Origin of the sequence: Bradyrhizobium sp. DN3, assembly GCF_041357655.1 — a bacterium.
Classification (GTDB): domain Bacteria; phylum Pseudomonadota; class Alphaproteobacteria; order Rhizobiales; family Xanthobacteraceae; genus Bradyrhizobium.
Map to the genome: position 1 here is coordinate 33,563 of NZ_JAULLN010000023.1, position 20,071 is coordinate 53,633.

General features: G+C 64.7%; 11 protein-coding genes. 4 read left to right on the forward strand and 7 right to left on the reverse strand.

From position 1 onward, the window contains the following. The first annotated feature begins 18 nt into the window (after positions 1–18). Both AAE027_RS29235 and AAE027_RS29240 read left to right on the forward strand, forming a co-directional pair. On the forward strand, positions 19–2,742 hold the full coding sequence (locus AAE027_RS29235; protein ID WP_370989412.1) for a DUF4118 domain-containing protein: 2,724 nt from the start codon (positions 19–21) through the stop codon (positions 2,740–2,742). Beyond that, positions 2,739–3,428 carry a response regulator gene (locus AAE027_RS29240; protein WP_370989413.1) on the forward strand — a complete coding sequence of 230 codons (690 nt, stop codon included), beginning with the start codon at positions 2,739–2,741 and terminating at the stop codon, positions 3,426–3,428. The genes AAE027_RS29235 and AAE027_RS29240 overlap by 4 nt, the downstream gene beginning before the upstream one ends. A 136-nt stretch (positions 3,429–3,564) precedes the next feature. Here the strand turns inward: AAE027_RS29240 and ku are convergent, their stop codons facing one another. Further along, the gene (ku, locus tag AAE027_RS29245) at positions 3,565–4,452 is read right to left on the reverse strand and encodes a non-homologous end joining protein Ku (RefSeq protein ID WP_370989414.1); all 888 of its coding nucleotides are present in this window, start codon (positions 4,450–4,452) and stop codon (positions 3,565–3,567) included. Between the two features lie 117 nt (positions 4,453–4,569). On the opposite strand from ku, the gene ligD reads away from it, so the two are divergent. After that, entirely contained in the window at positions 4,570–7,260 is a 2,691-nt protein-coding gene (gene ligD / locus AAE027_RS29250) for a DNA ligase D (protein WP_370989489.1), read from the forward strand. 94 nt (positions 7,261–7,354) lie between these two features. Here ligD and AAE027_RS29255 read toward each other — a convergent pair whose 3' ends face one another. Then, entirely contained in the window at positions 7,355–7,519 is a 165-nt protein-coding gene (locus tag AAE027_RS29255; protein ID WP_018318514.1) for a DUF3309 family protein, read from the reverse strand. 179 nt (positions 7,520–7,698) lie between these two features. On the opposite strand from AAE027_RS29255, the gene AAE027_RS29260 reads away from it, so the two are divergent. Then, positions 7,699–8,016, forward strand: a complete 318-nt coding sequence (locus AAE027_RS29260) for a polyhydroxyalkanoic acid system family protein (RefSeq protein WP_370989415.1) — start codon at positions 7,699–7,701, stop codon at positions 8,014–8,016. A gap of 2 nt (positions 8,017–8,018) precedes the next feature. On the opposite strand, the gene treY is transcribed toward AAE027_RS29260, so the two are convergent. The 5 genes from treY to treS are packed head-to-tail and all read right to left on the reverse strand — an operon-like array spanning position 8,019 to position 20,064. Beyond that, positions 8,019–10,805: a malto-oligosyltrehalose synthase gene (gene treY / locus AAE027_RS29265; protein WP_370989416.1), complete on the reverse strand. Its 2,787-nt coding sequence runs from the start codon at positions 10,803–10,805 to the stop codon at positions 8,019–8,021. A 1-nt stretch (position 10,806) separates the two neighbouring features. After that, a complete protein-coding gene (treZ, locus tag AAE027_RS29270; RefSeq protein WP_370989417.1) occupies positions 10,807–12,561 on the reverse strand; it encodes a malto-oligosyltrehalose trehalohydrolase in 1,755 nt (584 codons plus the stop codon). After that, positions 12,558–14,636: a glycogen debranching protein GlgX gene (gene glgX, locus AAE027_RS29275; RefSeq protein WP_370989418.1), complete on the reverse strand. Its 2,079-nt coding sequence runs from the start codon at positions 14,634–14,636 to the stop codon at positions 12,558–12,560. The genes treZ and glgX overlap by 4 nt, the downstream gene beginning before the upstream one ends. A 3-nt stretch (positions 14,637–14,639) precedes the next feature. Continuing rightward, positions 14,640–16,778, reverse strand: coding sequence for a 1,4-alpha-glucan branching protein GlgB (glgB, locus tag AAE027_RS29280; RefSeq protein ID WP_370989420.1), 2,139 nt, complete (start codon positions 16,776–16,778; stop codon positions 14,640–14,642). Continuing rightward, the gene (gene treS, locus AAE027_RS29285; RefSeq protein WP_370989421.1) at positions 16,771–20,064 is read right to left on the reverse strand and encodes a maltose alpha-D-glucosyltransferase; all 3,294 of its coding nucleotides are present in this window, start codon (positions 20,062–20,064) and stop codon (positions 16,771–16,773) included. The genes glgB and treS overlap by 8 nt, the downstream gene beginning before the upstream one ends. Positions 20,065–20,071: the final 7 nt, after the last annotated feature.

Genomic DNA, 20,071 nt, shown 5'->3' on the forward strand with positions numbered 1-20,071 from the left:
GGTGATTATATTGGCCTGATGGTTCAACAGCGCCGTGATCCCGAACAACGTCCATCGCCCGAGGCGCTGCTGGAAGCAGCGCGGCGGGAGGAGAGCGCGAGCGGCCGGCTGAAGATCTTCGTCGGCGCCGCCCCCGGCGTCGGCAAGACCTACGAGATGCTGCAAAGCGCTCACGCCAAGCGCAAGGCGGGTGTCGACGTCGTGGTCGGCTTCGTCGAGACCCACGGCCGCGCTGAGACCGAGGTGCTGGTGCGCGGGCTAGAGGTGGTCCCGCGCAAGCGGCTCGATTACCGCGGCCAGGTCGTCGAGGAGATGGACCTCGACGCCGTAATTGCGCGTCGGCCGCAGATTGCACTGGTCGACGAGCTCGCCCACACCAACGCGGCGGGCAGCCGCCACCCCAAGCGCTATCTCGACGTCGAGGAGCTGCTCTCCCACGGCATCGACGTCTATACCGCCGTCAACATCCAGCACATCGAGAGCCTGAACGACGTCGTCGCCCAGATCACCCATGTGCGGGTGCGCGAGACCGTGCCGGATTCGGTGTTCGACCGGGCCGATGCGATCGAGCTGATCGACCTCACGCCTGATGATCTGATCCAGCGGCTGAAGGAGGGCAAGGTCTATGTGCCCAAGCAGGCTGAGCGGGCGCTGGAGCATTATTTCTCGCCAGGCAACCTGACCGCACTGCGCGAGCTCGCGCTGCGGCGCACGGCCGAGCGGGTCGACGAGCAACTGCTCACCCATATGCAGGCGAACGCCATCGCCGGTCCCTGGGCAGCGGGCGAACGCATCCTCGTCTGCGTCAGCGAGGATCCGCGCGCGGCTGGCCTCGTGCGCTATACCAAGCGGCTGGCCGACCGGCTCCATGCCCCGTTCACCGCGCTCTCGATCGAGACCCGGCGATCCCTGCAATTGTCCGACGATGAGCGCGACCGGCTGGCCGATACGCTGCGGCTTGCCGAATCGCTCGGCGGCGAGGCGCTGACGATTCCCGCCGTCGGCCGCCGCATCGCCGACGACGTCGTCAACTTCGCACAAGGCAACAATGTCACCCAGATCGTGATCGGCAAGTCGACGCGTTCGCGCTGGTTCGAGATGACGCGCGGTTCAGTCGTGCATGACCTGGTGCGCCGCGCCGGCAACATCACGGTCCATGTCATCGCCGGTGACGAGCTGCCCGGCGAGGCCGTGCCCAAGACCGCGGTGCAGACCGCTGCTCGCTCGGAGCCGTTCAACCCGCGGCCCTATCTGAAGGCGCTCGGCATCGTGCTGATCGGCCTCGGCGCCGCCGAGCTGATCCAGCCCTATTTCGGCCTCGAGAACGTCGATCTCGTGCTGCTGACCTCGGTCGTCGCGGTTGCCGTCCGCTATGGCTTGTGGCCGTCCCTGATGGCAACAGTGGCGGCGTCGCTTTGCTACAACTTCTTCTTCATTCCGCCGATCTACACCTTCACGATCACCGACCCGACCAACGTTGCCGCCTTCGTGCTGTTCATGGTGGTGGCGATGATCGTCTCCAATGTCGCGGCGCGCGTGCGCATCCAGGCCGACACCGCGATCGGCCGGATCCGGATGACCGAGCAGCTCCATGCCTTCAGCCGCAAACTCGCCGGCACCGCCACGCTCGACGATGTGCTGTGGGCGACCGCCTACCAGATCGCGCTGATGCTGAAGGTCCGCGTCGTGTTGCTGCTGCCGGAAGAGGGCCTGCTCACGGTGAAATCCGGCTATCCGCCGGAGGATGAGCTCGATCAGGCCGACCTCGCCGCCGCCAACTGGGCCTGGAGCAACGACCGCCCCGCAGGCCGCGGCTCGGACACGCTGCCGGGTGCGAAACGGCTGTTCCTGCCGATGCGCACCGGGCGCGGGCCAATCGGCGTCATCGGCATCGACAACGACCGCACCGGCCCGTTATTGACCCCGGACCAGCGCAGGTTGCTCGACGCGCTGGTCGACCAGGGCGCACTCGCGATCGAGCGCGTGCTGCTGGTCGAGGACATGGACCGCGTCAAGCGCACCGTCGAATCCGAGCGGCTGCGCTCGGCGCTCCTGACCTCGATCTCGCACGATTTGAAGACGCCGCTGGCCTCCGTGCTTGGTGCGGCCTCCACCATGCGCGACCTCGCCGGCGCACTCTCGGACACCGAGAAGCGCGACCTGCTCGCGACCGTGATCGACGAGTCCGAACGGCTCAACCGCTTCATCGCCAATCTGCTCGACATGACCAAGCTCGAATCCGGCGCCATCGTGCCCAACACGGCGCTGCACGATCTCGGCGAGATCGTCGGTAGCGCGCTGCGGCGGGCGGCCAAGATCCTCGCTGCCCACAAGGTCGAGCTCGTGCTGGCGGCCGATCTGCCGATGCTCGAGCTCGATGCCGTACTGTTCGAGCAAGTGCTGTTCAACCTGCTCGACAACGCCGCAAAATATTCGCCGGCCGACACCACGATTGCGATCCGCAGTCAGCGCGAGCGCGATCAAGTCGTTCTCCAGATCGCCGATGAGGGCGGAGGCATCCCACCCGACGAGCTCGAGAGCGTGTTCGACAAGTTCTATCGCGTGCAGAAGGGGGACCATGTTCGTCCCGGCACCGGGCTCGGCCTTGCCATCTCCCGCGGCTTCGTCGAGGCGATGCGGGGCACGATCTCGGCCGCCAACCGCAGCGACCGCAGCGGCGCGATCCTCACCATCCGTCTGCCCGTCCCAGTGCAGACCCACGCATTGGATACCGCTGCATGAGTGCTGCCCCGATCAAGGTCCTGGTCATCGATGACGAGCCGCCGATCCGTAAACTGCTGCGGATGGGGCTGTCGACGCAGGGCTATGAGATCCTGGAGGCGTCGAACGGCAAGACCGCGCTGGACAAGCTTGCCGAGGAGCCGGCGCTGATCATCCTCGATCTCGGCCTGCCCGACATCCAGGGCCATGAGCTGCTGCGCTCCATCCGCGCCCGCAACGAGGGCGTGCCGATCGTGGTGCTGTCGAGCCGCGGCGACGAGGCCGGCAAGGTGCAAGCGCTCGATCTCGGCGCCGACGATTACCTGACCAAGCCGTTCGGCATGGATGAGCTGCTGGCCCGCTTGCGTGCCGCGCTGCGCCACCAGCTTCAGGTCAAAGGCGAGCGCCCTGTGTTCCGCACCGGCGACCTCTCCGTCGATCTCGTTCGCCGCATCGTCAAGGTCGGCGAGCGCGACGTGAAGCTGTCACCGAAGGAATACGATCTTCTTCGCGTGCTGGTGCAGCACGCCGGCAAGGTGCTCACCCACCGCTTCCTGCTCAAGGAGCTCTGGGACGAGCTGACGGATGCGCAATATCTGCGCGTCTATGTCCGTCAGCTCCGCCAGAAGATCGAAGCCGACCCGGAACGGCCGCAATATGTGCTGACGGAGACGGGGATCGGATACAGGCTGAAGGCGGGGGATTAGGTCCTTCCTATGGTCATGACTGAGTTGTCGCGCGAGCCTGTATCCACATCGTCATTGCGAGCGCAGCGAAGCAATCCAGGGTTCCTCCGCGGGAAGATTCTGGATTGCTTCGCTGCGCTCGCAATGACGGAGTGAATCAGCCCGCCTTCCTGTGCGTCGCCGCTGACCGGTGCGCCTTCCTGGCGGCTCGGTGCCGCCCCTGCGCACGCCGCGCATGGGACTTCGCCGCAGTCTTCTTCCCTCTTCCGCGTCCCTTCAGGCTTTGCTTCAGCGCATCCATGAGGCTGACGACGTTGCTCGGCCGTTCTTCGGGCTCCGGCAGCTCGATCTTCTTGCCGCTGGCCTTGCGCTTCACCAGCGCCTTCAGCGCGTTCTCGTACTCGTCCTTGAACTCGCTAGGATCGAAATGCGCGGCCTTGGAGTGCAGGATGTGGCCGGCGAGCTCGACCATGTCCTTGGTGATCTTCGGGCTCTTGATGTCCTCGAAGAACTGATCCTCGTCGCGCAGCTCGTAAGGATAGCGCAGCGTGGTGCCGAGCAGGCCCTTTCCAAGCGGCTCGATCGCCATCACGTGCTCGCGGTTGGTGAGCACGATTTTTGCGAGTGCCACGCGGTCCTGGTCCTTCATGGCGTCGCGGATCACCGCGAAGGCGTCGACCGCGGCTTTGCCATCGGGGGCGATGTAATAGGGGTGGTTGAGGTAGCGCTGGTCGATTTCCTCGCTCGGCACGAAGCTCTCGATGTCGATGGTGTGGTTGCTCTCGATCTGGACCGCCTCGAGCTCCTCCGGTTCGACCTCGACATATTTGCCCTTGCTCAGCTCGTAGCCGCGCCCCTTCTGGTCGCTCTCGACGACGTCGCCGGTCTCGGAATCGATCATCTGCTGCTTGAGCCGGTTCCCGGTCTCGCGGTTGATGAGATGAAACCGAGTCTTCTCCGCGGCGGTCGCAGCCGGATAGAGCATGACCGGACAGCTGACCAGCGAGAGCTTCAACGTTCCCTTCCAATAGGCACGCGGGGCCATTCCATTCTCCAGCGTTTTCAAGGCGTTTTGGAACCCCAACCCGTCCGTGGGGTTTTGGTTCCGGGTGGGACTTTGGCCGTGATAGGCTTGAATGCCGAAAGAGAAGCGGGACCGGTCGTGCTGCAAAAACTCTCCACTTACCGACAGAAGCGTGATTTCGAGAAGACGCCCGAGCCATCAGGCAAGACCCCTGTCGCGCCCTCGAAGCAGCGGCGCTTCGTGATCCAGAAGCATGATGCCAGTCGGCTGCATTACGACTTCCGGCTCGAGTTGGACGGCGTCTTCAAGTCCTGGGCGGTGACGAAGGGGCCCTCGCTCGATCCGCACGACAAGCGGCTGGCGGTCGAGGTCGAGGACCATCCGCTCGACTATGGTGATTTCGAAGGCACGATTCCCGAAGGGCAGTACGGCGGCGGCACCGTGATGCTGTGGGATCGAGGCACTTGGGAATCGGAAGATCCGGAAGCCGGATTCAAGAAGGGCGATCTCAAATTCACCCTGCATGGCGACAAGCTGCACGGAAGCTGGGTGCTGGTGCGCATGCGCAACCGCGGCGGCGAAAAGCGGACCAACTGGTTGCTGATCAAGCACCGCGATGAACATGTCCGCGAAGGCGCCGACAACGACATCCTCGATCAGGACAAGTCCGTCGCCTCCGGCCGCGCGATGGAGCAGATCGCCGAAGGCAAGGGCCGCGCGCCCAAACCCTTCATGCTGGCCAAGGGTCTCAAGGGTCCCAAGGGCAAGGCCGATGCAGTCTGGCAGTCCGACCGCGCCGAGGAGACGAAAGGGCGCACCGTGAAGCCGGCGCCGCGCACGGCGTTGAAGGCCGGAAGGACCGCAAGGAAGAAGGCGACGACAGCAGCAAACGCGAAGAAGGTTTCAGAGATACCGGATTTCGTGGCGCCGCAGCTCTGTACGCTGGTCGAGCGGCCGCCGGCCGACCGGGGCTGGTGCCACGAGATCAAGTTCGACGGCTATCGCGTCCAGCTCCGGGTCGAGGACGGCGAGGGGACGCTCAAGACGCGCAAGGGGCTAGACTGGACCGGCAAGTTCGCCTCCATTGCCAAGGAAGCGGGCGCGTTGCCGGACGTGATGATCGACGGCGAGATCGTCGCGCTCGATCACAACGGCGCGCCGAACTTCTCCTCGCTTCAGGCTGCGTTGTCCGATGGCAAGACCGACGAGCTGATCTTCTTTGCCTTCGACCTCCTATTCGCGGAGAATCAGGATTACCGCCGACTGCCACTCGGCGAACGCAAGGCCCGGCTGAAGGAGCTCCTGGAATCGCACAAACGGAAGGCGAGCCAGATCCGATATGTCGAGCATTTCGAGAGCGGGGGCGATGCCGTGCTGCAATCGGCCTGCAAGCTCGAGCTCGAGGGGGTGGTGTCGAAGAAGCTGGATGCCCCGTATCGTTCCGGCCGTACCGAGAGCTGGGTCAAGTCGAAATGCCGTGCCGGCCACGAGGTGGTGATCGGCGGCTACAAGACCACGAGCGGCAAGTTCCGCTCGCTGATGGCCGGCGTGCAGCGCGGCGATCATCTCGCCTTCGTCGGCATGGTCGGCACCGGCTTTGGCGCGGACAAGGTCAAGCGCATCATGCCGTCACTGAAGGCCATGGAGGCGAAGGAAAGCCCCTTCGGCGGCAAGAACGCGCCGAAGAAGACCCGCGAGGTACACTGGCTGAAGCCGGAGCTCGTCGCCGAGATCGAGTTCGCCGGCTTCACCGCCGACGGCAATGTCCGCCAAGCGGCTTTCAAAGGCCTGCGGCAGGACAAGCCGGCCGAGGAGGTCGAGGCCGAAACGCCAGTCGACACCGAGCTCGCCAAACCCTCGGCCAAAGGAGTGAAGCGCGCAAAAGCGAAGCCAGGCGCGCGATCGGCCCCCAGCGGCGGCAACGCCGAGGTCATGGGTGTCGTCATCTCCAAGCCGGACAAGGAGCTCTGGCCCGACGACGGACATGGCGATCCCGTCACCAAGCTGGACCTTGCCCGCTATCTCGAAGCCGTCGGCAAATGGATGATCGTGCACCTGAAGGGCCGGCCTTGCTCGCTGATCCGCGCTCCTGACGGCATCAAGGGCGAATGCTTCTTCCAGCGCCATGCCATGCAGGGCACGTCGAACCTTCTGGAGCTCGCAAGGGTCTCCGGCGACCGCAAGCCGTACCTGCAGATCGATCGGATCGAAGGGCTCGCCGCGGTGGCGCAGGTCGGCGGCGTCGAGCTGCATCCCTGGAATTGCGCGCCTTATGCCTATGACACGCCGGGCCGGCTGGTGTTCGATCTCGACCCTGCGCCTGACGTCGACTTCGCCGACGTCGTCGAGGCGGCCAAGGAGATGCGGCAGCGGCTCGCCGATATCGGCATGGACAGCTTCTGCAAGACCACTGGCGGCAAGGGCATCCATGTGGTGGTGCCGCTGCTCCACGGCGCGCGCGACAAGGTGAGCTGGAAGGAGGCCAAGGCGTTTGCGCAAGGCGTTTGCCAGTGGATGGCCAATGACGATCCCGAACGCTATCTGCTCAACATGTCCAAGAAATTGCGCAAGGGAAAGATCTTCCTGGACTATTTGCGCAACGACCGTATGTCGACGGCGATTGCCCCGCTGTCGCCGCGCGCGCGCGCCGGTGCCACGGTGTCGATGCCGCTGACTTGGGCGCAGGTGAAGAGCGATCTCGATCCGAAGCGTTATACGATGCGCACCGTGCCGGGCCTGCTGGCGCGATCGAAGGCGTGGAAAGGTTATGATGATGCCGCCGCGTCGATCAAGGCGGCCATGAAGAAGCTGGCGTCGAAGGTGAAGTAGGGTGGGTTAGCCGAAGGCGTAACCCACCAATTTCGTTCAATATTCGCAGGAAGCGTGGTGGGTTACGCTTCGCTAACCCACCCTACAAGCGTGCCTATATCCGTCCCATCAGGAGCAGGATTAGCAGGATGACGATGACGAGTCCGAGGCCGCCGCCGCCGTAATAGCCGGTGCCGTAGAACGGCCCGCCGCCAATGCCGCTGAAGCCGCCGAGCAGGGCGATGACCAAGATGATCAGAATGATCGTGCCGATAGACATGCGAGTCTCCTCCAGCCCTTTCTTGAAAGGGTCGTTGCACCTGTCCCGTCGTGCGGGGGCAACTTGCCGCAGGTTTTAAAGTTCCGCCTTCGCAAATGGGCCCCAACTCCGGCATGCATGGAACTTTTGCCGTTTCATGCGGCATGATCAGGTGAGGGGCAGTCAGCAGGGCCACGGCCATGTCAGAACCGCTCGTCGTTTCAATTCCGCATCGTCTCGGCCGCGATGAGGCGGTGCGCCGCCTCAAGACGGGGCTTGGCCGCGCCGCAGCAAGCATTCCCGTGTTGCAAGTCGAAGAGGAGCGCTGGAGCGGCGACAGCATGAATTTCCGTATCCGCGCGCTCGGGCAGATTGCGACCGGGCAGGTCGAGGTCACCGAAGATCACGTCCGGGTCGAGGTGGTGCTGCCCTGGCTGTTGCAGCGCTTTGCCGAGATGGCCCAGGCCGCGATCAGGAAGCGCGGACAGTTGCTGCTGACCAAGGACGGCGGCAAGTAGCCTCAGGCGCGCACGCGCTGCCGCATCGGCTTCGCTGCACTGGCGGTGCGCGCCTCGATGATTGTCGCGGGAAGATCGCGCAGAGCCTGCGCAAGCGGCAGTTCGTTGCTCGCAAGATCCGTCGCGGCATAGCCGGTGATGTCGACGGTCGCATCGAAGCCCTCCAGCGCGGGCCATTCCCGGCCCGCTTGCGTGAACGGCGCGAAGTGACGCCCGACCACGACGATCGCGGCCGCGCGGCCATGGCGGCGGGCGAAGGCGATGACGTGGTCAGCATGCCCGCCGCTTACCTCGAGCGGCTGATAGTCGCCCCGGACGAAGATGTCGGGAAGCCGGTTGCGCAGCTCGAGAAGATGACGCGTCCAGGCCAGCTTGAGCTGGCCGTCCGGCCGGGCCTTGATCAGGCCACGCCAATCCGGCTTGTCCAATGAGCTCAGCGCTGCACGGCAGGCGACAAAGTCCACGGGACGACGGTTGTCGGGGTCGACCAGCGACAGGTCCCAGAATTCGGTGCCTTGGTAGAAGTCCGGCACGCCCGGCAGTGTCGCCTTGAGCGTGAGCTGGCTCAGCGAGTTCAACATGCCGAGCAATGCAACGCGGCGGGCCAGGGTCTGCAGCGCCTCCAGGAATTCTGCGGACTGAGCGGGATCGAGGATCTTGCCGATGAAGCTCTTGACGCCGTTTTCATACGCTTCATGCGGATTGAGCCAGCTCGTCTCCTCCTTGCCTTCACGCGCGGCCTTGAGGGCATAGGCCTGGATGCGCTCGACGACATCAGCATCGACCGGCCCCTGGAGCGGCCAGGCCCCCAGCAGGGTCTGGTAGAGCATGTACTCGAAGGTCGCCGACGGCGCGCGGAAACTGCCGTGGTGTGTGAGATGCGGCGCGTTCAACACCTTCCAGCGCGCCACCGCGCTGGTCCATTCGCCGGGAATCTCGCTGAGCGCAGCAATGCGCGCGCGGGCATCCTCGCCGCGCTTGGTATCGTGGGTAGCCGTCGCAGTCATGCCGTGCGGCCATTCCCTGGCGCGGGTCTGCATGGCCTGATGGAAGGCGGGAATGGTAAGGCCGATGCTTGCGGGATCACCGCCAACCTCGTTCAGCGCGAGCAGCCGGTGGAATTGATAGAACGCGGTGTCCTCCAGCGACTTCGCCATCATCGGTCCGGTGAATTGCTGCACCTTCAGCGCGAAGCGGCGCACGCGCGGGGCGCTGTGCGGGGGACGGCCGGGCTTGAGCAGGTCCATGGTCAGGGCGTCGCGCAGGAAGTCGAAGATGCCGTCATCTGCGGCGAACCATTCTGCGCGCGCCCGCGCGATGGTCTCCTCGATCAGCTTGCGATCGTGCGCGGTCGGCGCGCTCGTCGTGAGGTAGGTGCGGTAGACCGGGAAATGCAGCACATAGAGTTCGAGCGCCTGGCGCAGGCTGTCGGCGGAGAAATCGCGCGTCGAGTAATGCCCGTTGGCGATGCGCGCCAAAAGCCGCGTCAGCACGGTGAACTCGCTGGTGAGCAGCGTCTCCAGCACCCGCCGCTTGGCGTCCTTGACGTAAGGCGCAAGCCGTGGCGGCCGGTTGCTGATCTGCCGCCAGGTCTCGTCCAGCGCCGCCAGCCCCTTGCCGTCGACCAGGACCTGGGTGATGACGTTCATCCATTCATAGCCGGTGGTGCCCTGGACGCCGGCGAAGTGCGGCAGGCGTTCGTGCTCGCACAGGATCTTCTCGATCAGGGTATAAAAGGGCTTCGTCGTACCCTGCGCATCGCGGACCAGCCGGCGCAGTCGCTGGCAATATTGCGCGGGATCGCGCAGGCCGTCGATGTGATCGAGGCGGATGCCTTGCAATCTGCCGTCGGCGATGAGCTGCTTGACCAGCCGGTGCGTGGCGGCAAACGTGCCGGGATCCTCGACGCGCAAGCCCGCAAGCCCGTTGACGTCGAAGAAGCGGCGATAGTTGATGTCGCTGGAGGCGAGCCGCCAGTGACCGAGCTTGTAGTGCTGGCGCTCGAGCAGATGATGCAGCGCCAGCGTGTGCGCGGGACGGTCCTTGGCGGCGCGATAGGCGGCAAGACCTCGCGCGATGATGTCGGCAGCACCCGCAATGTTCTTGAGTTCTGCCTTAAAGGCGGGAGCTTCCTTGCGGTTGGGACGGCGCAGTCCGGTGTAGCGCGCCGCGAGCGCGAGCAGGCGCTTGCCGGGCTCCGTTTCTGCCGCGTCCGCTTCCTTGACGATCATCCGCAGCACTTCGCCATAGCGCTCCGGCGCGACAGGTAAGCGATGCTCGAAATACCAGGCGGAAAGACTTCCCTCATCCGGATCGTAGCGCAGCTCGATCTCGCCCCGCTCCAGCGCCTCGCCATAGGACACGCCGAGAATCGGCAGCAGCACGCCGCCGCGGGCGCGGAAGGCCAGTTGATCCCAGTCGATGTCGAAGGAGACCGCATGCGGTGAAGCCTGGCCCCACTCCAGCACGTCGAGCCACCAGGGATTGTCGGCGAAATGCACGCCGACATGATTGGGCACGAAGTCGATGATGAGGCCGAGATCGTGCTGCTGAAGCGTCTCGCTCAGCCGTGCGAAGCCGGCCTCGCCGCCGAGTTCGGGACTGAGCTGGCTATGATCGACGGTGTCGTAGCCGTGGGTCGAGCCCTTGCGCGCCTTCATCACCGGCGAGGCGTAGAGATGCGTGATCCCCAGCGCCTTGAGATAGGGCACGACCGCGGCGGCCTTGTCGAAGTCGAAATCCGCGGTGAGCTGGAGCCGGTAGGTCGCGAGCGGAATGGCGGGAGGCATGCTAACCTCCGAGATGCCAAACCACCGACCAGGGCGGAAGCCGCTCGCCGGCCTCGCCGCCCCAGATCGGCGTGCCCGCATTGCTGTTGGAATACGCGACGTCCTTGTCCGAGAGATTCGCGGTCAGGTGGAGCGTCGCGCCGTCCCCCATGCGCCAATGTGCAGTGAGCAAGCCGGTATCTGCTGCCTCGGCATCGCCGAACCTCGCTCCTTTCAGCCGCGGCATGATCTCCTTGCGCCGGAGCGCGAGCAGCTCGCGCACCAGCGCAAGCCGCGCGTCCTGCTCGGGCGTGCGGCCGTTCCAGTCGAGCACGGCCAATTGCAGCGTTGCCGGATCGAGCGGATCAGGTACCTCGTCGCCGTATTTCTCATAGGCCCAGGCATATTCCTGCTTGCGCCCCTTGCGCACGGCATCGGCCAATCCGTCGTGGAAGTCGCAGAAGAATGGGAAGGGCACCGTGGAGCCCCATTCCTCGCCCTGAAACAGCATCGGCACCATCGGCGCGAGCAGGGTGACCGCGAGCGCGGCCTCGATCTGTTTTGGCGATGCCAGGCTCTCGAGCCGGTCGCCGAGTGGGCGGTTGCCGATCTGGTCGTGGTTTTGCAGGAAGTTGACGAAGGTCGCCGGCGGCAGCTCGCCGCTCGGCTCGCCGCGCGGCTTCTTGCCCCAGAATTCCGAGATCTCGCCCTGGTAGACGAAGCCGGAGGCGAGCGCGCGCGCAAGATCCATGCGCGGCGTCTGGTAGTCCGCGTAGTAGCCTGCGAGCTCGCCGGTCAGCATCACGTGCCAGACGTGGTGATAGTCGTCGTTCCACTGTCCGCGATATTTGCCGTTCGGCGGCTCCTGCGCGGCATCGAGCAGGCTCGCGCGGTTGTCACCGTTCTCGAGCACCAGATGGATGTGCCGTCCCGTGGCTTTGGCGAGCTCGCCGGCAGCGACGCTGAGGTCTTGCAGCATGGACTGCTCGCCGGGCACCGCCATGATGTGGTTGGCGGCATCCAGCCGCAGGCCATCGAAGCGGTAGTCGCTGAGCCAGGACAGCGCGTTCTCGACCGCGAACGCGCGCACCTGCGGCACGCGATAGTCGATTGTGCTGCCCCAGGGCGTGTGCGCGTCGGTAAAGAAGGTCGGCGCATAGCGGCCGAGGTAATTCCCCTCGGGGCCGAAGTGATTGTAGACGACGTCGAGGAACACCATGAGCCCGCGCAAATGCGCCTCGTCGATCAGCGTCTTCAGGTCTTCAGGGCGGCCATAGGCGCTGTCGGGCGCATACCACAGTACGCCGTCATAGCCCCAGCCGCGGCGGCCGGCGAAATCGGCCAGCGGCATCAATTCCAGTGCGGTGATGCCGCTCGCTGTGAGATGATCGAGCTTGTCGATCATGGCGCGGTAGGTACCCTCTGGCGTGAAGGTGCCGACATGGGTCTCGATCAGCACCGTCTCTTCCCAGGGACGGCCGCGCCAATCGCGCGCGCGCCACACAAAGGCGTCGTGATCGATCACCTCGCTCGGGCCGAACACATCTTCGGGCTGGAATGCCGAGGCCGGATCGGGCACGTCGATCTCGTCGTCGATCCGGAATTTGTAATTGCTACCGGCGCGCAGGCCGGCAATGTCGGCCACGTACCAGCCATCCCGCCGGCGCTGCATCGCGTGCCTTCTGTCGAGCAGGAGATCGACGCGGCGCGCGCCGGGCGCCCACAGCCGGAACGACACGCCGTCCTTGGTCGGCCTCGCCCCGAAGGATGGCCTCATAGCGCCCCCGCGAAGGCGAGCACGGATCGCGGCGGCGCCTTGCTGTCGCTTCCGGGCAGGAAGTCGATCGAGTTCAGCCTGGCCTCGGTCGTGTTGAGGATCTGCTGCCAGCTCTTGTATTCGGTCATTTTGGGCAATTTGAATGCGATCTCTTCGGGAGCGGCGTTCAGAACGATAAAGATCGCGGCGCTGCCCGGTTCCATCGGCCCCATCACATAGGAGAGAAACCGCCCTTCCGGGAATTTCCAGTCGTTCTCCGTCATCTCGTCCCCGGCGGGCGTCAGCCACAGCGCGCCGTAGGAGATGCCGTCCTTGGTGCGGCCGTCGAGCCAGCGATGGCTGCGGAGTTGCGAGAACCGGCGGCGGATGTCGGCGAGATGGGCGACGAAATCGATCATGTCGTCGCCCTCCTTGCCGAGATTGTCCCAGCCGACCCAGCCGACCTCGTTGTCCTGGCAATAGGCGTTGTTGTTGCCGGACTGAGAATTGCCGACCTCGTCGCCGGCGAGGATCAGCGGAACGCCTTGCGCCAGTATCAGGCAGGCCAGCACGTTCTTGCGAAGCTGCCGGCGCAGGCTGAGGATTTGGGGATCGTCGGTCGGGCCCTCGACGCCGCAATTGTTGCTGTGGTTGTCGTTGGAGCCGTCGCGATTGTCCTCGCCGTTGGCCTCGTTGTGCTTCTCGTTGTAGCTGAAGAGGTCGGCGAGCGTGAAGCCGTCATGCACGGTGATGTGGTTGATGCCGGCGCGCGGCCGCCGTCCGTCATGGTTGAACAGGTCTGATGACGCCGTCATGCGGCTGGAGATGTCGCCGATCAGGCTGCCTTCGCCGCTCCAGTAGCGGCGCATGGCGCTGCGATAGCGATCGTTCCACTCCGACCATTGCGAGGGGAAGGCGCCGACCTGATAGCCGCCAAGCCCGAGATCCCACGGTTCGGCCACGAGCTTGACGGTCGCCAGCACCGGATCCTGCCGGACCGCAGTCAGGAACGAGATGCCGCGATCAAAGCCGTTCGGGCCGCGCGCCAGCGTGGTCGCAAGGTCGAAACGGAAGCCGTCGACATGGCAGACCTCGACCCAGTAGCGAAGCGAATCCATCACCATCTGGAGCACGCGCGGATGGGTGAGGTTCACCGACGAGCCGCAGCCGGTGAAGTCGTCGTAATAGCGCGGGTTCTCGCGGTTCAGCCAGTAATAGGAGGCGTTGTCGATGCCGCGATAGCACAGCGTCGGGCCGAGGTGATTGCCCTCGGCGGTGTGGTTGTAGACGACATCCAGCATCACCTCGATGCCGGCATCGTGCAGCCGCGCGACCGTGGTGCGGAAGGAATCCAGCGCGTTGTCCTGGGCGTAGCGCGGCTCGGGCGCGAAGAAGGACAGCGTGTTGTAGCCCCAGTAATTGGCGAGCTTCTTTTCCACCAGGATGCGGTCGTCGACGAAGCTGTGGATCGGGAGAAGCTCGATCGTTGTGACGCCAAGCCTCTTCAGATGCTCGATCATCGCCGGCGATGACAGGCCACCATAGGTGCCGCGAAGGTTCGGCGGCACGTCGTCGCGCTTCTGCGTCAGGCCCTTGACGTGGGCCTCGTAGATGATGGTGTCTTCCCAGGGGATGTTGGGACGGATCTCGCGCCGGCCCCAGTTGAAGGTCTCGTCGACGACGACGGCCTTCGGCATGCCGCGCGCATTGTCGCGCCGGTCGAACGACAGGTCCTCGCGCGGCGAGCCGGTGCGGTAAGCGAAATGCGCATCGCTCCAGACCAGCCGTCCGGCCAGCCGCTTGGCATAGGGGTCGAGCAGCAGCTTGTTGGCGTTGAAGCGGTGGCCGTGCTCGGGCTCGTAGGGGCCGTGCACACGATAACCGTAGAGCTGGCCGGGCGAGACGTCGTTGAGATAGCCATGCCAGACGTCTTCGGTCCGTTCCGGCAACTCGATGCGTTCGAGCTCGCGGCGGCCTTGCGTGTCGAACAGGCAGAGCTCGACCTTCTGCGCGTTGGCGGAGAACAGCGCGAAATTGGTGCCGCGTCCGTCCCAGCTTGCGCCGAGGCGTGCGGGCGATCCAGCAGTCAAGCGCATGTGTCAGCTTTCTGGAACGAGGAAGATCGCGGCAAGTGGCGGAATGGTGAGGCGGAGCTCGCCGCCCTCGGCATGGACTTCGCCGATGTTGCCGACGTTGCTGCCGCCATAGTGGGCGGAATCCGAGTTGAGCACTTCCTTCCACTTGCCGCCAAAGGGCACGCGAACGCGATAGTTCTGGTAGACGTTCGGCGAGAAGTTGACGATCACCAGGCACCGCGCTTGCTCGTCGAAGCCCCTGCGCAGCCAGGCGAACACGTTGCGGTTGGCGTCGTCGGTGACCAGCCATTCGAAGCCGGCCTGGTCGCAATCCATCTGGTGCAGCGCGGGCACCGCGCGATAGAGCCGGTTGAGGTCGCGGATCAGCGCCTGGATGCCGGAATGGTACTTGTATTGGAGCAGGTGCCAGTCGAGCGACTGGTCATGGTTCCATTCGCGGCTCTGCGCGATCTCCGCGCCCATGAACAACAGCTTCTTGCCGGGATGGCCGAACATGAAGCTGTAATAGGCGCGCAAGTTCGCAAAGCGCTGCCACTCGTCGCCGGGCATCCGGCCGAGGATCGAGCGTTTGCCGTGCACGACCTCGTCATGCGACAGCGGCAGGATGAAGTTTTCCGAGAACGCATAGTGCAGGCCGAACAGGATCTCACCGTGGTGGTGCTTGCGGTAGATCGGATCCTTGCTGATGTAGCTCAGCGTGTCGTGCATCCAGCCCATGTTCCACTTGTAGCCGAAGCCGAGCCCGCCGAATTCGACCGGGCGTGAGACCTGAGGCCAGGCGGTGGACTCCTCAGCCGCCGTGGTCGCCTGCGGGAAGCGGGCGAAGACTTCCGTGTTGAAGCGGCGCAGGAAGTTGATCGCCTCGATGTTCTCCCGCCCGCCATACTGGTTCGGAATCCACGCGCCGGGCGGCCGGCTGTAATCGAGATAGAGCATCGATGCCACGGCATCGACGCGCAGGCCGTCGATCGCATAGCGCTCCAGCCAGAACAGCGCGTTCGACACCAGGAAGTTCGTCACTTCGGTGCGGCCGTAATTGTAGATCAGCGTGCCCCAGTCGAGGTGGCGGCCCTGGAGCGGGTTGGCGTGCTCGTAGAGCGAGGTGCCGTCGAAATGACCTAGCCCGTGCGGATCGTCCGGGAAGTGGCCGGGCACCCAGTCGAGCAGCACGCCGACGCCTTCGCGGTGGCAGGCATCGACGAGAACGGCAAAATCCTCCGGCGTGCCGAAGCGGCTGGTCGGGCCATAGAGGCCGGTCGGCTGGTAACCCCAGGAGCCGTCGAACGGATGCTCGCTCACCGGGAGAAATTCGAGATGGGTGAAGCCCATGTCGCGGGCATAGGCCGGCAGCTGCTCGGCCAGTTCGCGATAGGTTAGCCATTCATTGCCGTTCTTGCGCCGCCACGAGCCGAGATGGACCTCGTAGATCGACATCGGCGCCGACAGCGCGTTGATGCCGTCGGGCGCCGGCCGCGGCCGCGGCAGGCGCGCCTCGTCGAACACGATCGACGCTGTCTTGGGCCGCACCTCGCTCGCAAAGGCCAGCGGATCGGATTTCAACGGAAGCATATGGCCATGCGGGCCGATGACTTCGAACTTGTAGTGATCGCCAATCTTCGCATGCGGGATGAACAGCTCCCAATAGCCGCTGCCGCGTACCCTCATGGGATGGCGCCGCCCGTCCCAGAAATTGAAATCGCCGACCACGGACACGCGCCGCGCATTCGGCGCCAGCACCACGAAGCCGATGCCGTCGACACCTTCGTGCCGCATCGGATGGGCGCCGAGCTTGTCGTAGAGGCGCTGGTGGGTGCCTTCGCCGAGCAGATAAAGGTCGAAATCGGTCAGGATCGGCGGAAAGCGGTAGGCGTCCTCGAACTCGACGACGTTGCCGCCGAATTTCGCGCGCAGCTGGTAATGCTTCGAGCCGTTGGGCAGGGCCCCGATGAACAGGCCGGAATCGTGCACGCGGTCGAGCGGGGCGACTTCGCCATGCTCGCCGACCGCCTCGACATTCGAGGCTTCGGGGAGAAAGGCGCGCACCACACTTCTACCGCCCTCGGGATGCAGCCCGAGATAGTGGAAGGGATCGGAGTGGCGGCCTTCGATGATCGCGTAGGCCTCAGCAGGCAGTTTAGGCATGGGCTTCGCTCTCGGCACTGGACAGAATGCGAAGCAGTCCGGTCAGCGGCGCATTGAGCCCCTCAGGCCGGTGGGACAGCTCGTACTCTACTTCGTTGAACGCTTGATCAAGCAGGAAGAAGTTTATCAGGCCTTCCGCGGATTGCGGATCTTGCGGCCAAATCCGCCGATCGGTCATGGTTTCGCGATAGGCGGACAAGAAGGTTGCGGTAGCGCGCTCGCGCCATTCGTCGAGCGCGGCTGCGAGCCGGCCCTGCTCGTCGGAAGCGCCCGTCAGCGCGCGACTGAGGGCCGCGTTGACCGAAACATCAATCGAGTGGATCATGCCCGCGACGTCGCGCGCGGCCGGCGCCTTGCGCCGCTTGTCGGCCAATGGCACACGCGGATCGCCGTCGAAGTCGATGATGAAGATATCGTCCTTCACGATCAGAGTTTGTCCGAGACGGAAGTCGCCATGATGACGGATGTTCAACCCGCCGATCCCGGAAGGCAATAGCGCATTCAGGCGGTCGGGCAGGGTCGCGCGGGCCTCCGTGAGCTGATCGATCAGCGGCCGATCCGCCTCCCGCAGGCCGTCGCGGCTGTTGGCCAGCCGTTCGAAGACCCGCTCGGCGCGCGCCTTGAGGTCGGAGACGAGGCGCGTGATGTACGAGGAGCCGATCGGCTCCGGAGCGAGCTCGTCCGGCTTTGCCGCGGCCAGCGCGACATGCAGCTCGCCGAGCCGCCGGCCGATCTGCGCGATGAAGTGCAGATAAGGCGCCTGCTCCTGGGTTTCGCGGAGCGTTTCGCCTGCCGGCAACACGCGCTGCTCGTCGATATAGCGATCGAGGTAGCCCGTTGTCACAGTCCAGCCGTCGCCCTGGTTCTCGACATAGGCATGCAGCACGCCGAGCGCGCTGCGCTGCTCGCCCTCGACCAGCTCGACGCTACCCAGCAGCGCCGGCGTGTTGGCAAAGCGGGCGATCTCGGTGAGATAGTGGCCGATCTCGATCTCGGGACTGATGCCGCTTTCGAGACGACGATAGATCTTGGCGACGTATTGATTGTCGATCAGCGCGGTGCTGTTCGACTGCTCGATCGCGCGGATGCGTTCGGGCTCCTTGATGATGTAATCGGCAAACCGGCTGGTCGCCTTGAATTCCAGCCGCAGGTTGTTCTCTTCCACTGCCAGGTTCTGCGACAAATTGCGCAGGAACAGGCCGATGAAGATCTGCTCGGTCGCAACATCGAGCAGCGTGCCTTCGCGCGCGCCCTGACGCACTGCGGCAAGCGCCTTCGGGTTGAAGCGTTCGCGATCGAAGCGCACCCACTCGATCTGCAACGGCAGCACGTAGCGTGTCGTCTCGTTCCCCTGCTTGGTTTCGAAGAACGCGATCCAGGGCCGGTTGTCGCCGATGTCGCAGAACGGCGCCGCCGAGGTCAGCGTGGTCTTGATGTGCTTGGCATTGTGCTCGGGATACCATCGCGTCCGCGACAGGAATCCCGGCAGCACGTCGCGCTCGAACACGCCGCGCTCGCGGGCGAGCGACACCCAATTCGAGTTGACCGGCACCACCAGCGTCTCGAACTCCGGCACCGCGCGCGGCGTCACCGGCTCGGACTTGTCGCGCTCCTGAAGCTGGAACCAGTAGAAACCGTAGGGCCCCAGCGTGATCATGTAGGGCAGCTCGCCGATCGCGGGGAAGCGCGTGCGGCCGAGCATTTCCTGCGGGATGCGGTCCTTCCAAGGCGACAGGTCAAGCTCGGTCGCCTGCGCGGCGCGCGACAAATTGGCCACGCAGAGGATCACCTCGTCGCGGTATTGCCGGACATAAGCCAGCACGGCGCGGTTGGCCGGGCGGATGAAGGTCATGGTGCCGCGGCCGAAGGCAAGCGTCGACTTGCGCACCGAGATCAGCCGCTTGGTGGCGCTGAGCAGCGAGGACAGGCTGCGCGACTGCGCCTCCACGTTCACCGACTCGTAGCCGTAGACCGGATCCATGATCAGCGGCGCGTAAAGGCGGGCCGGGTCGCAGCGTGAGAAGCCGCCGTTGCGGTCCGGGCTCCACTGCATCGGCGTGCGCACGCCGTTGCGGTCGCCGAGATAGATGTTGTCGCCCATGCCAATCTCGTCGCCGTAGTAGACGATCGGCGTGCCGGGGAAGGACAGCAGCAGCGAGTTCATCAGCTCGATCTTGCGGCGGTCATTGTCCATCAGCGGCGCAAGGCGCCGGCGGATGCCGACATTGATGCGCGCGCGCGGGTCGTTGGCGTAGGTGGTCCAGAGATAGTCGCGCTCGACGTCGGTGACCATCTCCAGCGTCAATTCGTCATGATTGCGCAGGAACAGCGCCCATTGGCAGCTCGCCGGGATGTCCGGGGTCTGGCGCAGGATGTCGGTGATCGGGAAACGGTCCTCCTGCGCGATCGCCATGTAGATCCGCGGCATCAGCGGGAAATGATAGGCCATGTGGCACTCGTCGCCACGGCCGAAATATTCCTGCACGTCCTCCGGCCATTGATTGGCCTCGGCCAGCAGCAGCTTGCCCTTGGAGTAGGCGTCGAGCTCCTGGCGCAAGCGCTTGATGATCGCATGCGTCTCGGGCAGGTTCTCGTTCGAGGTGCCCTCACGCTCGCACAGATAGGGAATGGCATCCAACCGGAAGCCGTCGACACCGGCATCGAGCCAGCGCTTCATCACCTGGATGAGTGCGCTGACGACGCGCGGATTGTCGAAATTCAGATCCGGCTGGTGTGAGAAGAAGCGGTGCCAGTAGAAGGCGCCGGCCTCGGGGTCCCAGGTCCAGTTCGACTTCTCCGTGTCGGTGAAGATGATGCGCGTGCCCTGGTATTTCTGATCGGTGTCGCTCCAGACATACCAGTTGCGGGCGCTCGAGCCCGGATGGCTGCGGCGCGCGCGCTTGAACCACTTGTGCTGGTCCGAGGTGTGGTTGACGACCAGCTCGGTGATGACGCGCAGGCCCCGCTTCTGCGCCTCCTGGATGAAGCGCTTGAAATCCTTCATCGTCCCGAAATCGGGATTGACCGCGCCGTAATCGGCGATGTCGTAACCGTCGTCGCGGCCGGGCGAGGGGTAGAACGGCAGCAGCCACAGCGCGGTGACGCCGAGTTCCTGGAGATAGGGCAGCTTCTCGGTCAGCCCGGCGAAGTCGCCGATCCCGTCATTGTTGCTGTCGGCAAACGCCTTGACGTGGAGCTGGTAGATGATGGCGTCCTTGTACCAGAGCTCGTCCACGATCTCGGCAGCCTCGGCTTTCTTGGTGTCGACGGAAGACAGAACATTCATGGCGTGA

What these genes read in the sequence shown, in the direction of transcription:
- glgX (WP_370989418.1), bottom strand. Translation starts at nt 14,636, where the DNA reads ATGCGCTTGACTGCTGGATCGCCCGCACGCCTCGGCGCAAGCTGGGAC.
- AAE027_RS29240 (WP_370989413.1), top strand. Translation starts at nt 2,739, where the DNA reads ATGAGTGCTGCCCCGATCAAGGTCCTGGTCATCGATGACGAGCCGCCG.
- treZ (WP_370989417.1), bottom strand. Translation starts at nt 12,561, where the DNA reads ATGAGGCCATCCTTCGGGGCGAGGCCGACCAAGGACGGCGTGTCGTTC.
- treS (WP_370989421.1), bottom strand. Translation starts at nt 20,064, where the DNA reads ATGAATGTTCTGTCTTCCGTCGACACCAAGAAAGCCGAGGCTGCCGAG.
- ku (WP_370989414.1), bottom strand. Translation starts at nt 4,452, where the DNA reads ATGGCCCCGCGTGCCTATTGGAAGGGAACGTTGAAGCTCTCGCTGGTC.
- treY (WP_370989416.1), bottom strand. Translation starts at nt 10,805, where the DNA reads ATGCCTCCCGCCATTCCGCTCGCGACCTACCGGCTCCAGCTCACCGCG.
- AAE027_RS29235 (WP_370989412.1), top strand. Translation starts at nt 19, where the DNA reads ATGGTTCAACAGCGCCGTGATCCCGAACAACGTCCATCGCCCGAGGCG.
- AAE027_RS29255 (WP_018318514.1), bottom strand. Translation starts at nt 7,519, where the DNA reads ATGTCTATCGGCACGATCATTCTGATCATCTTGGTCATCGCCCTGCTC.
- AAE027_RS29260 (WP_370989415.1), top strand. Translation starts at nt 7,699, where the DNA reads ATGTCAGAACCGCTCGTCGTTTCAATTCCGCATCGTCTCGGCCGCGAT.
- glgB (WP_370989420.1), bottom strand. Translation starts at nt 16,778, where the DNA reads ATGCCTAAACTGCCTGCTGAGGCCTACGCGATCATCGAAGGCCGCCAC.